Source organism: Candidatus Stoquefichus massiliensis AP9 (assembly GCF_000455285.1).
Classification (GTDB): Bacteria; Bacillota_I; Bacilli_A; order Erysipelotrichales; family Coprobacillaceae; genus Stoquefichus; species Stoquefichus massiliensis.
The window spans coordinates 28,484-45,051 of record NZ_HG005288.1 but is presented as its reverse complement, the minus strand read 5'-3'; the positions used below and the strand labels follow the sequence as shown (position 1 = coordinate 45,051).

At 31.5% G+C, this 16,568-nt stretch carries 18 protein-coding genes; 14 read left to right on the top strand and 4 right to left on the bottom strand.

Going from position 1 to position 16,568, the window contains the following annotated elements:
• Positions 1–10 precede the first annotated feature (10 nt).
• From BN350_RS07950 to BN350_RS07905, 10 genes are all read left to right on the top strand, one after another.
• Positions 11–544, top strand: a complete 534-nt coding sequence (locus BN350_RS07950) for an RnfABCDGE type electron transport complex subunit G (RefSeq protein ID WP_028043121.1) — start codon at positions 11–13, stop codon at positions 542–544.
• A 12-nt stretch (positions 545–556) separates the two neighbouring features.
• Positions 557–1,207 carry an electron transport complex subunit RsxE gene (rsxE, locus tag BN350_RS07945; protein WP_028043120.1) on the top strand — a complete coding sequence of 217 codons (651 nt, stop codon included), beginning with the start codon at positions 557–559 and terminating at the stop codon, positions 1,205–1,207.
• A 1-nt stretch (position 1,208) separates the two neighbouring features.
• Positions 1,209–1,781, top strand: coding sequence for an electron transport complex protein RnfA (locus BN350_RS07940; RefSeq protein WP_028043119.1), 573 nt, complete (start codon positions 1,209–1,211; stop codon positions 1,779–1,781).
• Entirely contained in the window at positions 1,781–1,954 is a 174-nt protein-coding gene (locus BN350_RS20925; RefSeq protein WP_187117118.1) for a hypothetical protein, read from the top strand. The genes BN350_RS07940 and BN350_RS20925 overlap by 1 nt, the downstream gene beginning before the upstream one ends.
• A 1-nt stretch (position 1,955) precedes the next feature.
• On the top strand, positions 1,956–2,267 hold the full coding sequence (locus BN350_RS07930; RefSeq protein ID WP_028043118.1) for a (Fe-S)-binding protein: 312 nt from the start codon (positions 1,956–1,958) through the stop codon (positions 2,265–2,267).
• A gap of 315 nt (positions 2,268–2,582) precedes the next feature.
• A complete protein-coding gene (locus tag BN350_RS07925) occupies positions 2,583–3,755 on the top strand; it encodes an FprA family A-type flavoprotein (protein WP_028043117.1) in 1,173 nt (390 codons plus the stop codon).
• Positions 3,739–3,900 (top strand): rubredoxin, encoded by a 162-nt coding sequence (gene rd, locus BN350_RS20255; RefSeq protein ID WP_187117117.1) that lies wholly within the window; start codon positions 3,739–3,741, stop codon positions 3,898–3,900. Before BN350_RS07925 ends, rd begins: the two co-directional genes overlap by 17 nt.
• Before the next feature lie 144 nt (positions 3,901–4,044).
• Positions 4,045–4,488 (top strand): MarR family winged helix-turn-helix transcriptional regulator, encoded by a 444-nt coding sequence (locus BN350_RS07915; RefSeq protein WP_028043116.1) that lies wholly within the window; start codon positions 4,045–4,047, stop codon positions 4,486–4,488.
• A gap of 84 nt (positions 4,489–4,572) precedes the next feature.
• Positions 4,573–6,303, top strand: coding sequence for an ABC transporter ATP-binding protein (locus tag BN350_RS07910; protein WP_028043115.1), 1,731 nt, complete (start codon positions 4,573–4,575; stop codon positions 6,301–6,303).
• The gene (locus BN350_RS07905) at positions 6,303–8,156 is read left to right on the top strand and encodes an ABC transporter ATP-binding protein (protein ID WP_028043114.1); all 1,854 of its coding nucleotides are present in this window, start codon (positions 6,303–6,305) and stop codon (positions 8,154–8,156) included. The genes BN350_RS07910 and BN350_RS07905 overlap by 1 nt, the downstream gene beginning before the upstream one ends.
• Positions 8,157–8,464: 308 nt before the next feature.
• Here the strand turns inward: BN350_RS07905 and BN350_RS07895 are convergent, their stop codons facing one another.
• Positions 8,465–9,007 (bottom strand): Rpn family recombination-promoting nuclease/putative transposase, encoded by a 543-nt coding sequence (locus BN350_RS07895; RefSeq protein ID WP_028043113.1) that lies wholly within the window; start codon positions 9,005–9,007, stop codon positions 8,465–8,467.
• Between the two features lie 606 nt (positions 9,008–9,613).
• On the opposite strand from BN350_RS07895, the gene BN350_RS07890 reads away from it, so the two are divergent.
• From BN350_RS07890 to BN350_RS07875, 4 genes are all read left to right on the top strand, one after another.
• Positions 9,614–11,797 (top strand): DNA topoisomerase III, encoded by a 2,184-nt coding sequence (locus tag BN350_RS07890; RefSeq protein ID WP_028043112.1) that lies wholly within the window; start codon positions 9,614–9,616, stop codon positions 11,795–11,797.
• Positions 11,798–11,811: 14 nt separating this feature from the next.
• A complete protein-coding gene (locus BN350_RS07885; protein ID WP_028043111.1) occupies positions 11,812–12,471 on the top strand; it encodes a nitroreductase family protein in 660 nt (219 codons plus the stop codon).
• A gap of 104 nt (positions 12,472–12,575) precedes the next feature.
• A complete protein-coding gene (gene trxA / locus BN350_RS07880) occupies positions 12,576–12,884 on the top strand; it encodes a thioredoxin (protein ID WP_028043110.1) in 309 nt (102 codons plus the stop codon).
• Between the two features lie 103 nt (positions 12,885–12,987).
• Positions 12,988–13,992 (top strand): hypothetical protein, encoded by a 1,005-nt coding sequence (locus BN350_RS07875; RefSeq protein WP_028043109.1) that lies wholly within the window; start codon positions 12,988–12,990, stop codon positions 13,990–13,992.
• A 33-nt stretch (positions 13,993–14,025) separates the two neighbouring features.
• Here BN350_RS07875 and BN350_RS07870 read toward each other — a convergent pair whose 3' ends face one another.
• The 3 genes from BN350_RS07870 to BN350_RS07860 are packed head-to-tail and all read right to left on the bottom strand — an operon-like array spanning position 14,026 to position 16,449.
• Positions 14,026–15,171, bottom strand: coding sequence for an ABC transporter permease (locus BN350_RS07870; protein WP_028043108.1), 1,146 nt, complete (start codon positions 15,169–15,171; stop codon positions 14,026–14,028).
• Positions 15,172–15,175: 4 nt separating this feature from the next.
• Positions 15,176–15,868, bottom strand: coding sequence for an ABC transporter ATP-binding protein (locus BN350_RS07865; protein ID WP_028043107.1), 693 nt, complete (start codon positions 15,866–15,868; stop codon positions 15,176–15,178).
• A complete protein-coding gene (locus BN350_RS07860) occupies positions 15,865–16,449 on the bottom strand; it encodes a TetR/AcrR family transcriptional regulator (protein ID WP_028043106.1) in 585 nt (194 codons plus the stop codon). Before BN350_RS07860 ends, BN350_RS07865 begins: the two co-directional genes overlap by 4 nt.
• Positions 16,450–16,568 lie beyond the last annotated feature (119 nt).

The following is a 16,568-nucleotide window of genomic DNA, read 5'->3' as shown; positions in this document are numbered from 1 at the left end:
TGAATAATTTATGAAAAAAATTATAACATTGGCTCTTTTCCTTGCAGTTGTTGCTGGACTTTCTGGTGCAGCTTTGTCGTTCGTTTATGAAATGACTGATCCTATTATTCAGGAAGCAAAAATTGCAAGCGAGAAAGAGAATCTTGTCAAAATCTATACAGCTGGCGAAGAATTTAAAGCTGTTGAAACAAACTTGGCAGATTATCCTGCAATAGAAGGCGTTTACGAAGCAAGTAGTGGTGGGTCAGCAAAAGGTTATGTTTATAAATGTAGCGTTGTAGGATATGGTGGAGCAGGTACTCCAATCAAATTTTTAATTGCTTTAGATCAAGATGGAACTTATAAAGGTTTTGAAACGCTTGATATAAGTGGAGAAACTCCAAACTTTGGTTCTAAAGTAGGAGATCCAGAATTTAAGAGTGGTATTGTTGGAAAAAATATTGGTGATGGAATTGATACAATTTCTGGTGCAACAATTTCATCAAGTGCAGTTGTAGATGGAATTTCTCAGGCAGTTGCACATTATGAAGCAAATTTTAAATAGGAGGGAACATAGATGAAAAAATTTGATATTTTCAAAAAAGGTTTATTTGTTGAAAACCCAATCTTTGTCTTATTGTTAGGTCTATGTTCAGCTCTAGCAATTACGACAACACTTACCAATGCAATTGGTATGGGGATGGCTGTTATTTGTGTCTTAATTATGAGTAATGTGATTATTTCATTATTAAGAAAGATTATTCCAAGTGAAATCAGAATTCCTGTTTTCATTGTGATTATTGCAACATTGGTTAAATGTGTGCAAATGTTAATGAATGCTTATACACCTGCTTTATATGAATCATTAGGTGTTTTCATTCCATTAATTGTTGTGAATTGTATTATTCTTGGAAGAGCAGAAAGTTTTGCTTCTAAGAATGGTGTCATTGATTCATTATTGGATGCGATTGGAATGGGGTTAGGATATACTTTTGCAGTTGTTGTGATTTCATTCTTTAGAGAATTAATTGGTACTGGAGGTTTATCTTTATATAATCCTTTTGATGCTAGTCAAGTAATTTTTGATTTAAAGATTTTTAGTGATTATGCAATCTCATTATTTACACAACCTGCAGGTGCATTTATCACTTTAGGTTGTATCCTTGCTTTTATTCAATTCTTAAGAGTAAGAAAAGAAAACAAAGCAAAGAAAGCGGAGGTAAAATAGTATGGAATTAGTCAGTTTATTTATTGGATTAACATTTGTGAATAACGTTGTATTAAGTAAATTCTATGCTGTTTGTCCATTATTAGGTGTTTCTAAGAAACCTAAAAATGCTTTGAACATGGGATATGCTGTTACATTTGTTATCTTTGTTGCATCAATTGTAACTTGGTGCTTATACAATTTTGTATTAGAACCACTAGAAATTACTTATTTAGATTTGATTACATTTATTTTGGTTATTGCTTCTTTGGTTCAATTTGTTGAAATGTTCTTAAAGAAGACAAGTCCAGAAATTTATAAATCAATGGGTGTTTATTTACCATTAATTACAACAAACTGTGCAGTATTAGGTGTTGCTTTGGATAATATCAGCGCTGGATACAATCTTATGCAAGCAGCAGTTGCTGGTTTGGCTGTACCTATTGGATTTACAATTGTTATTTATGTTTTTGCAACAATTAGAGAAAGATTAGAAATTGCAAATGTTCCTGAAAGTTTTAAAGGAACACCAATTGCATTAATTACTGCTGGTCTTATGGCATGTGCTCTTGCCGGAATCGCAGGTCTTGTTTAATGAATATTTGGGCTTTTATTTGGATGGGACTATTGGTTGCTGTCTTTATTGGAACATATTTATTAAATAAAAACACGCCTAAACCTGAGGGGTGTGAGGATTTGAGTGAGTGTGGTGGGTGCAATAATATTGCTTGTTCTCACAACTCTGCTCATCATAAGGAGGAAGACTAATATGAATATAAATGCTATTTTATCATTGTTAGCCATTGGTGCGGTTTTGGGTGCGATTTTAGGTATTGCTAATAAGTATCTCATTGTTGAAGAAGATAATCGTATTGGTGAAGTTATGGAAATGCTTCCTGGTGCAAACTGTGGTGGATGTGGATATCCTGGTTGCTCTGGGTTTGCGAATGCTCTTGTTGAAGGAGAAGCAAAAAAAGTCTCTGCTTGTGTTGTAAGTAATCAAGAAACAAGAGAAAAAATTTCGACTTATTTAAATGAAACACCTGGACCAGATGGTCAACCTGTTAAGGTTACAGTTTAATAAGAAAGAGAGAACTGTGAATCAAATTCATGGTTCTTTTTTGTTTTATAAACTTTAGAATGATCTAATATTTTATGAAATATATGTGACTTATTGCATAGTCAAGTCATTATTGATAAAGAAAATATAAAGTGAAGACAAAATGAATATGTTTGTATAAGTCATATATATGACTGATTTAAATAACAAGAAATTGATAAGATATTATGGTTATAAAAGAAATAGAAAAACAATTTTCATTATTTTATTCTTGTTGAGCAAATCTTTTGATATTGGGTATACTAAAGTGTAGAATAGTTAGCGAGGTGAGTAGAAATGAATGTAACTGATTCAATAAAATATATTGGTGTTTATGATAAGGATTTAGATTTGTTTGAGGGACAGTATCCACTATCCCATGGTGTAACCTATAATTCATATATGATTATGGATGAAAAGATTGCCATTATGGATACAGTAGATAGAAGAGGAAAAGATGCTTGGCTTGCAAACCTAGAAAAAGCATTGGCAGGAAGAAATCCTGATTATTTAATTGTATCACATATGGAACCAGATCATGGCGCTTGTGTACAGATTGCTGCCAAAAAGTATCCACATATGAAAATTGTGGGAAATGTGAAAACATTTACAATGATTGATGAATATTTTGAACTTAATGATCAAACAAAGCGTGTTTTGGTTAAAGAGGGTGATACATTGGAACTTGGAAAACATATTTTGCAGTTTATGATGGCTCCGATGGTTCATTGGCCAGAAGTCATGATGACATATGATCAAACGGAAAATATTTTATTTTCAGCTGATGCTTTTGGTACGTTTTATGACGATACTCACCCATGGATCAATGAAGCAAGAAGATATTATACAAATATAGTTGGAAAATATGGGCTACAAGTTAAAAATGTTTTAAAGAAAGCTCAAAAATTGAAGATAGATATGATTTGTCCATTGCATGGTCCAGTCTTAAAAGAAGATATTGCTCAATATATAAGATATTATGAATTATGGAGTACATATACACCAGAAGAGAGTGGTATTCTTATTGCTTGTGCTTCTATACATGGACATACAATGGAAGCAGCACAGATCTTAGCTTCTTTGTTAGAAGAACAAGGTGAGAAAGTTATATTACGTGATTTGTCACGTACGGATGTGTCTTATGTGATTGCCGATGCATTTATGTATGATCGTATTGTTTTAGCAGCATCAAGTTATGATGGTGGTGTGTTCTGTCCAATGGAACAGTTCATTCATCATTTGAAGAGCAAGAATTTTCAAAATAGATCTATTGCTTTTATTGAGAATGGAACATGGGCTCCGAGTGCAAATAAAGCAATGAAAGAAGTTCTTGATTGTTTGAAAGGATTGGATTATATGGAACCATCAATAACTATTCGAGGTGCTTTAAAGGAAGAAAGCGTAGAGGAACTAAAGTCTCTCGCAAAAATAATTATGGAAGGTGGATGTATTGATGAAGTATGTGTGTGATGTATGTGGATATATTTATGATGAAGCATTAGGAGATCCAGATCAAGGTGTAGAACCAGGTACAAAGTTTGAAGATATACCTGATGAATGGGTATGTCCATTATGTGGTTTAGGGACTGATGTTTTTTCTAAAATTGAAGAATAATTAATAAAATTGCCAAGTCTATTAATCTTGGCTTTTTTGTATAATAATAAATGAAATTATTATAAATAGATTGAAAGTTATGCTTTACAATTATGAATTGTTGTGATAGTATATGTTCGTAACCGAACAATAGGAAGTGAGACAATGTATCGAGATCCAGTAGGACACAGAATTAAAACATTAAATAATTTATTGAAAAGAAATATGGATAAACATTTTGGTCATCGTCCAGATCATGCCACATTAATGCATACATGGATTATTGGCTTTTTACAGGATCGTGAGGATTTAGGTATTGATACATTTCAAAAAGATATTGAAGCAGAGTTTTCAATTAATCGTTCAACCACTTCTGAAATGTTAAAATTAATGTGTAAAAAAGGAATGATTCAAAGAGTTGCTGTTTCACATGATGCAAGATTAAAGAAAATTGTTTTAACAGAACAAAGTCGTCATTTTAATGCAATGATGAGTCAGGAAATGAGAAAATTACATGAAATATTAGTTGATGGATTAACGGGTGAGGAAATTGATATGTTTGTTCACTTATCTGATAAATTAATTGAAAATGTTAAAAAGAATTTATAAATCAGGAAATTCCTGATTTTTATTCAATTATATAGTTCGTTAGCGAATAGTTTGGTTGCGTACTAAAAAAGAAAGGATGATCATATGATTAAAACTTTAATGAAACAAATTAAAGAATATAAAAAGGATTCATTTTTAACAATGTTCTATGCAGTTGTGGAAGTTATACTTGAAATTACGATTCCATTACTGATGGCTGCATTGATTGACAGAGGTATTGAAGCACAGAATATGAATGCTGTGACAAGATATGGTATCATGATGTTTGTGATTGCGATTGGGACATTATTACTTGGATTTTTAGCTGGTAAATATGCTGCTAGAGCATCAACTGGATTTGCAGCGAATTTAAGAGATGCAATGTTTACCCATATTCAGACTTTTGCATTTTCCAATATTGATAAATACAGTACAGCAGGACTCGTAACACGTTTAACAACGGATGTAACCAATGTTCAAATTGCTTATCAGATGTTAATACGTATGTGTATACGTGCTCCAATGAGTATGCTTTCAGCACTTGCAATGGCATTGATGATTAATGTTGAACTGAGTATGATATTTGTTTTTGCAATTATCTTTTTGATTATTGTATTAGGTTTTATTATGTATAAAGCTATGCGTTATTTTAATGAAGTTTTTCCAAAATATGATGACTTAAATGAAAGTGTTCAGGAAAATGTTGTTGGCATTCGCGTTGTCAAATCTTTTGTGCGTGAAAAACATGAAAATGTAAAATTTCAAAAAGCTGCACAAAACATTTACAAGATGTTTGTTAAAGCAGAGGGAATCTTAGCATTCAATAACCCTGCCATGATGCTTGCTGTTTATGGTTGTATACTTTTATTATCATGGTTGGGAGCACAAAGCGTTGTAGCCGGAAACTTAACAACAGGAGAACTGACAAGTTTATTTAGTTATACGATGAATATTTTAATGTCGTTAATGATGTTATCTATGGTATTTGTCATGATAACAATGTCTCTTGCTTCAGCTAGACGTATTGCTGAAGTCATTAATGAACAATCTGATTTGGTATCACCAGAAAAAGCATTAACATCTGTTAAAGATGGATCTATTGATTTCAACATGGTTAGTTTTTCATACAAACATGGTGATGGGGAACCAGTTTTAAGAGATATTGATTTGCATATTCACACTGGCGAAACAATTGGAATTATTGGTGGAACAGGAAGTGCCAAAAGTAGTTTGGTTAATCTGATTAGTCGTTTGTATGATGTGGAATCAGGAAGTGTATGTGTTGGTGGACAAGATGTACGCTTTTATGATTTAGAAGTTCTAAGGGATGAGGTTGCTGTCGTTTTACAAAACAATGTCTTATTTAGTGGCACAATTTTACAAAATTTGAAATGGGGTAATGAGAATGCAACGCTAGAAGAATGTCAGGAAGCCTGTCGTTTAGCTTGTGCAGATGAGTTTATTCAACGTTTTGAAGACGGCTATAACACCTATATTGAACAAGGTGGAACGAATGTTTCAGGAGGTCAGAAACAAAGATTGTGTATTGCTAGAGCTTTGTTAAAGAAACCTAAAATATTGATTTTAGATGACTCTACAAGTGCTGTTGATACAGCCACAGATGCCAGTATTCAGCAATCATTTGAAGAACGTATTCCTGATACAACAAAATTAATTATTTCACAGCGTATCTCAAGCGTTCAAAGTGCTGACCGTATCATTGTTTTAAATGATGGTATTGTTGATGGTTTTGATAAACATGAGAACTTACTTAAAACAAATGAAATTTATCAAACAATATATGAAACACAAATGAAAGGGAAGGAGGAAGCCTAATGAAAAAACAAAATGTATTAGCGCGACTATTAAAAGATATTTTTAAACAATATAAGATTCATTTAATGATTGTTTTCTTATGTATTATTGGAAATGCTTTTGCAACAGTTCAAGGGACATTATTTATGCAGGTTTTGATAGATGATTATATCGTACCATTGATTGGTAATCCATCTCCTGACTTTAGTGGCTTATTTCAAGCTTTGATTCGTGTGGCTTGTTTCTTTGGTATTGGAGTGATCTGTGCTTTTTCTTTTAATCGTATTATGGTTACTGTTACACAAGGGTATTTAAGAAATTTAAGAATGCAGTTGTTTGAACATATGGAATCTTTACCAATTCGTTATTTTGATCGCACATCACATGGTGATATCATGTCTGTTTATACTAATGATACAGATACATTAAGACAGTTAATTAGTCAATCAATTCCTCAACTGCTTTCTAGTGCGATAACGATTATAACAGTTTTTGTTTCAATGCTGACTTTAAGTTTACCACTCACAGGTGTGAGTTTAGTGATGTTATGTGTGATGATGGTAACATCGAAAAAATTGGGTAGTCTATCAGGTCGTTATTTTGTGAAACAACAAAATGATTTAGGGAAAGTCAATGGATATATAGAAGAAATGATTTCCGGTCAAAAGGTTGTGAAAGTCTTTAATCATGAAGAAAAAGCAATTGAAGGATTTAGAAAAATGAATAATGAATTAAAAGAAAGTGCTTTTCAGGCTAATAAATTTGCTAATATTTTAATGCCAGTAACAGTTCAAACAGGAAATATATCTTATATCATTTGTGCTATTGTAGGAGCCGTTATGAGTTTAAGTGGTTATGCAGGACTTACAATTGGAACACTTGTTTCGTTTTTAACATTGAATAAAAACTTTAATCAGCCAGTAGGTCAAATTTCTCAGCAAATTAATAGTGTTGCAATGGCACAGGCAGGAGCAAAACGTATCTTTGATTTATTAGATCAAGAAAGTGAAGTTGATCAAGGAATTGTGACTTTATGTCGTGTAAAATATGTAGATAATCAAATGGTAGAAACAAATGAAAGAACTGGACATTGGGCATGGCGTCATCCTCGTTCTAGTGGTGAAGTGGAACTTGTTCCAATGATTGGTGATATTCGACTTGAAAATGTTGACTTTGGTTATTTTGATGATCGTATGGTTTTGCACGATGTGAGTGTTTTTGCTAATCCAGGTGAAAAGATTGCTTTTGTTGGTGCAACAGGAGCAGGAAAAACAACCATTACCAATTTGATTAATCGTTTTTATGATATTCAAAATGGGACAATAACATATGATGGTATTGATATTAAGCTCATTAAGAAAGATGATCTAAGAAGATCATTGGGTGTTGTCTTACAGGATACGCATTTATTTACAGGAACTGTACTTGATAATATCCGTTATGGGAGATTAGATGCAACTGATGAAGAATGTATAGAGGCTGCAAAATTAGCAAATGCTGATACTTTTATCAAACATCTTCCTAATGGTTATCAAACAATGCTAACAGGTGATGGGGGGAATTTATCTCAAGGGCAAAGACAGTTATTGGCAATTGCGAGAGCTGCGGTTGCTAATCCTCCCGCTTTAATTCTTGATGAAGCGACTTCATCTATTGATTCACGTACAGAAAAACTCGTTCAAAATGGTATGGATAAACTGATGGATGGAAGAACAACATTGGTTATTGCCCATAGACTTTCTACAATTAAAAATAGTGATTGTATTATGGTTTTGGAACAAGGGCATATTATTGAACGTGGTAACCACGAATCATTAATGAAAGAAAAAGGTAAGTATTACCAGCTATATACTGGTGCTATTGAAATGGACTAAGGCCGTAAGACTTTTTTATAAACTTATTATTAATAATGAGTTTAACTATCATATTAATGAATTTAATAGAATAATTTAAGAAGAAATGAATATAATAAAGTTTACTTTATTTAAAACCAGGAAATAGTAATGTAGATGACATTATTAATTTCCTGGTTATCTTTTTATGTATATTTTATTGGACCTTATTGTTTGGTAGAAATATAAATTATGCAATAATCTTTAAAACATCTTCTTCTGTTTGAATGTCAGATAATGAATCAGTTAATAATTCTAACTGTTTATCTTCACTTTTTTCAATCTGCTTCTCAGTCTTTACCACGATTTTCACCAATCATTATTCCATGATTCTCTCCAATCTTTTCACCCTCTGCTCTAAATTCTCTCATTGCTGTACACATACTTATTTCCTCCTTTTCTTCTTTTTTTATGTAGCCAATCAGTTCTTTCACTCTTATAATTGTGAAAACCACTATTGCCTCTTCCTTGCTTAATAATATTGTCATGACAATCTTCTGATTGCTTGTGCATCTTAGTTTTGCATAATCCATTTCCTTCATATCCATAATGTTCCCATTCCAGTCATTCATCTTATCATTGATCACTTTAGGAATATACATGCGATCCTTAAGCGTTCTTGGCTTTATCCAGTAGCTTTCACCAGTATAGATGACAATCGTTACAACTGGTATAAAATGCAGATATTGTCTTTTATTAACATCACATAAGTTGAACTGCTGATTGTAGATTGCATGATCATAGGTGAAGACACGCTTGCACATGGAATCGTCAATTCTCTGCTGATGTTCAATCGCAATGAGAACAGATATTCTGTCAATCTCAGTCAGCATGATGTTGTCTTTTCTTCTTTCAACAGACTCGATGACATTTCTGTCATGGAGTCTGTTGAGCCATCACTGTCCCACTGATGAAGCATATCCGGCTTAATGATTTCTTTGCCGTTAAAAAGGGCAAGATTGGCAAAATCAGCAAATACTTCAGGCTTCTTATAGATTTTTATAGTTAGAGAAACAAAACATATTTATGAGGTATATCCTAAGGGTATTATACAATTATTGCTTAAAGAAAATGGTTATCAATGATAAAAATACCCTTCTTTTATTTGAAAAAAATGAATTTTTTTACATTTTTTAATATTCTACAATAAAATGAGAAACAAATAACAGATAAAATAAGTTATTTAAGAATGCCGTTTCAATTATTTATGATGTGTTTTAGTGATTATTAATAATATTAATTAAAATTTATTTTGAGGTTTGTGATAATATTAGTGATGATTTCTATAAATTTAAGCATTATGTATTACGTTATTTTAGAATGAAGTACGAGTTTAAGGATTATACGAAAAGACATACAATGGCAATTGTAACATAGATTTTATTGATAAATAAATGCTCATGTGGTAGACTCAACGTATATAGAAATGAGGTAGCAATATGTCAAAAATATTAGTATTAGCAGAAAAACCTTCTGTAGGTCGTGATATAGCAAGAGTGTTAAATTGTCATAAAAAAATCAATGGAGCTATGGAAGGAAATCAGTATATTGTCACTTGGGCATTAGGTCATCTAGTTACTTTGGCTGACCCAGAAAAATATGATAAAAATTATAAAAGTTGGAATATGAATGATTTACCTATTATGCCTGAAAGAATGTCATTGGTTGTAATAGGAAAAACAAGTAAACAATTCAATGCTGTTAAAACACAATTGTTAAGAAATGATGTTTCAGAGATTGTCATTGCAACTGATGCAGGAAGAGAAGGCGAGTTGGTTGCTCGCTGGATTATTCAAAAAGCTGGAATTAAGAAACCTTTAAAGCGTTTATGGATTTCATCAGTAACTGATAAAGCAATTAAAGATGGCTTTAGACATCTAAAAGATGCCAAAGAATATGAACCATTATATTATAGTGCTTATAGTCGAAGTGTTGCAGACTGGTTAGTTGGAATTAATGCAACAAGAGCCTTGACATGTAAATATAATGCACAGTTAGCTTGTGGAAGAGTGCAAACACCTACGCTTGCAATGATAGCGGCGCAAGAAGAAAAAATCCGTCAATTCAAACCACAGAATTTTTATGGTATTCAAGTGAATACTGATTCTATTCGCTGGACATGGCATTCATCTAAAAATGAAACACATCTCTTTAACGAAGAAAAAATAGACCATTTAATTGAAAATATAAGCAATCAGTCTATGCAAGTCACAGATATAAAAAAGACTGCTAAAAAAACATATTCACCACAATTATATGATTTAACTGAATTGCAAAGAGATGCGAACCAAATGTATGGATATTCAGCTAAAGAAACATTATCAATTATGCAAAATTTATATGAATATCATAAATTATTAACCTATCCACGTACAGATTCTCGTTATCTAACAGATGATATTGTTCCAACACTCAAAGAACGTTTAGAAGCATCACTTGGTGGAAATCATGATCTTGTGATTCATAAGATTTTATCAAAACCAATCAAAAAACAATCACATTTTGTGAATAATAGTAAGGTCAGTGATCATCATGCGATTATACCAACTGAACAGCCTGCTTATTTAGGAGAACTCAATAATAGTGAATTAAAAATTTATGAATTGGTACTAAAAAGATTTTTATCTGTTTTATTACCACCTTATGAATATGAACAAACGACTATAACGGCTGTCATGAAACAAGAGCATTTTTATGCAAATGGAAAGATTGAAAAATCCTTAGGCTGGAAAGAAGTCTATGGACATATTTTAGATGATAATGAAGAGAATAATCAAACGTTACCTGTTTTGACGGTTGGACAAAAACTCTCTGTTATTGATTTAAAGAAAACAATGGGTCAAACGCAGCCACCTGCTTATTTTAATGAGGCATCTCTTTTATCAGCAATGGAAAATCCTATTCGTTTTATGGAATCTTCAACACAGTCATTGAATAAAATGTTGGTGAATACAGGTGGTTTAGGGACTGTTGCGACAAGAGCAGACATTATTGAAAAATTATTTAATACATTTTTAATTGAAAAACGTGGACAGGAGATTCATGTCACACAAAAAGGAAAACAATTGTTAGGACTTGTTCCTCGTGATTTACGTTCACCAGAACTCACTGCTAAATGGGAAACAGAATTGGCACTTATAGCCCAAAAGAAAAAACATTCAAAAGAATTTATTCAAAATATCCGTCAATATACAACAAGAATTATTGATGAGATTGAAAATAGTGAAGGTCAGTTTAAACATGATAATATAACTTCCAAGAAATGTCCAGAATGTGGAGAACCATTATTAGAAGTGAATGGAAAAAAAGGAAAAATGTTAGTCTGTTCATCACGTGAATGTCATTATCGAGAAACTTTATCTGTTATTACAAATGCGCGTTGTCCAAATTGTCATAAGAAATTAGAACTTGTTGGAAAAGGTGACAAACAGATGTTTGTATGTAAAACATGTGGTTATCGTATTGGTATGAAAGCTTTCCAAAAGGAAAGAGATGAAAGAAAACAAAGTGCTGGCAAAAGTGATGTAAAAAAATATTTACAAAAACAAAAGAAAGAAACACAGACTAGTGTAGAAGATTCACCTTTTGCAGCCTTGTTAAATCTAAAGGATCAATTGAAATAGGAAAGAGGAATATTATGGATATATGGCAGGCTATAGAAGACAGACATTCCGTACGTCAATATGAGTTAAAACCTATTGAAGAAGATATCATTCATCAATTGAATCATGAAATTGCATTATGTCAGCAAGAATCTGGGTTAAAGATTCAACTCATCTGTAATGAACCACAAGCTTTTCAAAGTTTCTTTGTTCATTATGGTAGATTTAAGAATGTTCATAATTATATAGCATTTATTATAAAGAGTGATGATGATAATGAAAAAGTTGGATACTTTGGTGAAAGAGTTGTCCTCAAAGCCCAACAATTAGGTTTAAATACATGCTGGGTTGGAGCAACTTATCATGCTAAAAAAGTTCCTTGTTCATTACATGCTGAGGAGAAAATTGCTTGTGTGATAACAGTTGGTTATGGAATAACACAAGGGAAACCACACAAAAGTCTACCAATGGAAAAGTGCTGTTTATGCATTGATGAAAAAACAGAATGGTTTGAAAAAGGTATGCAAGCCGTGATGTTAGCACCAACAGCTATGAACAGTCAAAAGTTTTTTTTAACCTTGAAAGATCATCATGTAGACATATCTAGTCATGGATCTTATGATAAAATTAACTTAGGAATTGTGAAATATCATTTCGAACAGGGATCGCAAAAGGATTCATCAATTTGGTTATAAATGGAAGAAAAAAAGCACATTTATTGAAAATGTACATAGTCTATGTTAGACTCTGTATAGATTGATACCGAAGTATCATAATAAAGAGTGAAAGGATGATAAATATGTCAAATGTAATACATGCAAATGGTAGTGAATTTAATGATTTGATTGCAAATAATGAATTGGTTTTTGTAGATTTCTTTGCCCAATGGTGTGGGCCTTGTAAAATGTTAGCACCTAGCATTGATAAATTAGCAGATGAACATCCAAAAGTAAAAGTCTTAAAGATTGATGTTGATCAGGAAAATGGTTTAGCTATGCAATATGGAGTTCAATCCATTCCTACATTAATTGTCTTTAAAAATGGACAACCAGTGAATCGTCAAATGGGATTCATGCCTTATGAAGCATTAGAACAAATGTTAAAGTAATCAAAAACGATATAGCAATGAACTATATCGTTTTTCTATGTGATTTTAGCTAAATAATTGAAAATTGATTCTATTTTCATATAATATGACTAGGAGGTTACATATGAAGAAAACAATACAATTCTTGTTAGGTCTATTTCTTATTGTCATAATGATAGGATGTAAGGAAAAAACAGTAAATAATTTAGATTTCTGGTCAGCAACTTTACAGGCTCTTGATTTAAAATTAGAGAATAATCGTTATGTTAAAGGAAACTGGGATATTCAAGTCCAAGATCAATCACAGGCTGAAGATGAATCTCATAGAAGTCTTTTGATTCGCCAAGTTCATACGAACAAAGATATAAAGGAAACAATAACCTATTCTTTACAAAATAATGATAGAAAAAAACAAATATCATATATTTATGTAAAGAGTGAAACCAATCAAGAAAATCGTTATGATTATACTGTCGAATTACAATCAATAGATGAATCATATCAAAGTTATAAAATCACTTATCAATATGAAAAATATCAAAGTGGCAATTATAAAGATGGTAAAGAAGCTAACGGAAAATTGATGATTCATAATGATGATCAGATTCAGTATGATAATGTTCCTTTACTTAAAGAAGCAATCAGTGCTTATCTCTCTTTACTCAACGATTTTCAAAAAGAATTTGATATCCATTATCAAGATTATGATTTTATCAACTTACCTGAATTAGTAAATCGTTTAGACATTCCTGAATTAAAGACAGTTAGTGAAGAAGCATCATTAACAACTGATTATTATGAGCAAGTTCATATTAATGCAAAAGGATTCCAGTTAATTTCATTTTTAAAAGTGAATAAAGATATAACGTCTGCACAATTTGGAACTTATAATGTTGAAAGGGAAGATTACGAAAGTAATGTTACCGTGACATTAGAAAAACGTGATATAGAAAATTGTTATGATATTATTCAGAAAAATGATCCAGATGTGAATTATGCAGTTTATTTTGATAAAGAGGCAGCCTATGTCTATTTACAATCATTTACTGATCAGGAAATAAAGGATGATAGTGTTGATCAGGCTAGTAAAGCCAGTTTTATTTTAAAAACAACAAATCCAAGTTATTAAAAAAAGAGACTTTTTGATGAAGTCTCTTTACTCTTATTCTATCATGATCTCTTTAATAGAAATCTTGTTTATTTTTTCAGCATAAACATACATAATCAATTCATAAATTATCACAAATGCAATAAAAGAAATGATCATACTTATAAAATCAAAATGTACTTCAGGAACTCCAACAATATCTTTAAACACAATATTAACCATTATTTTTATTAACGCATATTGATAGAATGTCCCAATTATAAATCCAATATAAGTAAGAGGACGATATCCACCAAGTAAAGCATGACAACATTGCTTTTGAGAATAACCAAAGACACGCATCATAGCAATGGTTTTGGTATTTCCATTTATGACTGTTGTAATAGCTAAGAAAAGTGTTGTACAAGCCAATGTGATTCCAATTAATAAAATCATGGCACCCATCATAAAACTTGATAACTCAGGCATACGGGCAGACATTTGAGTCATTGAAGAAAAACAAAATGAAGCAAAAACAATAAAGAAAACAAGTGTTTTTCGACTTTTTAATGTAGCACTTTTTAATTCATCTAAAAAAGAATGATTTTTATTCTTTTGTGAATGTTTTGAGATATGAACATTTTGTTGGTCATTATCTTTCATTAATGTCATCACCGGTTTCTTTAATTGTCTATAGCTATAGAAAATAGAAATTATAGCAAAGAAAACGCTTGGAATGATAATTAAACAAAAGAATAGTCCTGGATGAAAATGAATAGCAATTTCAGGAAGAACTTTATCTTCATTTTGAATTCCATAAAAGAGTGGCATCAGCAGATGACCACCTGCATATCCTATTAGAGTTCCTATGAGAACACTCAATCCAAAAACCCAAAAATCTTTTGCGATTGTTAAATTTGAATAACCAATAACCTTTAAAATTCCTAGTTCCTTTTTATGAGTGTTTATATAATGTTTTATATAAAATAATAACATAACTATTGACGTCATCAATAAACATCCACCACTTACAGAACTAACAACAAAAGCCGTTGATACCTGAGCATCATAGAAAGCCATCACCGGTGGTGAGATAATTTGATCTTTGATGTTTAAGATATCTAGGTAAAAATTTAAAAACATGGTACAAACAAGTACAGCACAACAAGCAATGATAGTGATTCCAATCAGTTTTGTTGCATCTTTTATTCCAACAATCATATCATCACCATCCAATCTCAAAGGCATTTTTTGTATAAGCATTTGTATAAATATCTGAAATCTTACCACTATTCATTTTAATCACCGTATTAGCCATTTCAGCAATGTTCTGATTGTGTGTAACCATGACAATGGTAAAAACATACTCTTTTTGTAATTGTGAGATATAATTAAGTAGTTTACGACCCATTTCTTCATCTAAAGCACCAGTTGGTTCATCAAGAAATAAAACTTCTGGTTTCTTAGCTAATGCTCTGGCAACAGAGACTCTTTGTTGTTCACCACCAGAAAGTTCCCCTGGAAACTTATTACATTTATTTTCAAGTCCGACTGCCTTGATAATCTTATGATAATCTTTATTACTAATTAAATCAGCACCCATTTTGACATTTTTATCAACATTTAAATGGGGTAAAAGATAATATTGCTGAAAGATGAAACCAATATACTTTTTTCTAAAGTCAGTTAATTGTATATCTGATAGTGTTGTTATATCTGTTTGATCATAATAAATATGACCTTCATCTGGTTTTTCTAATCCAGAAATAACATTTAATAATGTTGATTTACCAGAACCAGAAGCCCCTAAAATAACAACAAAATCACCTGTGTGAATCTTTAAATCAATTCCTTTTAAGACTGGGAATACATTATCTTTATTTCCATAAGATTTTTTTAAATTCTTAACTTCTATCATTTGTCTTGCTCCTTTTTATATTTTTTTAAAAGACTTATAAATATATCTGCCATCATCTCTGTAATCTCATGAGCACTAAAGTAACACATTTTTGTTGCACATAATGATGCAATACCATGTGTATAAATCCATAAATGCTGATATAACTTAATGGATGATTTATGACTGATATGGTATTCATCTTCAATTGAAGCTAATATGGCATCATAATTCTCATCAATAAGTGGAAGAATACCAGATAAATCTGGTAAATGATCCTGTTCTTTCATAAATAAAAGTTGAAATAATTTAGGCTCATGGATTGAAAAGAGAATATACTGCTGACCAACACTTTCAAAATGATGTTGTGATGAATGGGTCAACGCATCTTGTATATGATGATTGTATAATTTTCTTGCTGCTTTGATCACCTCTTGTTGAACTTCATCCATATTTTGGAATGATGTAAATATAGGTCTTGAAGAACTTCCAAGTTTTGTTCCTAAAGATCTAGCAGTTAACGCTTGAATACCTTCATTTCTCACAATATCTAGAGCTGCTTTAACGATTTCTTCTTTCGTGAACTTTGCTTTTGGTGGCATAGACTTCCTCCTTTTGTAATAAAACAAACGTTATGCAACATATGTTTTAGATTGTATATGATAAAATACGTTTTGTCAATGAGTCTTGATAATTCTTTTAAAATAGTTGATATATATAG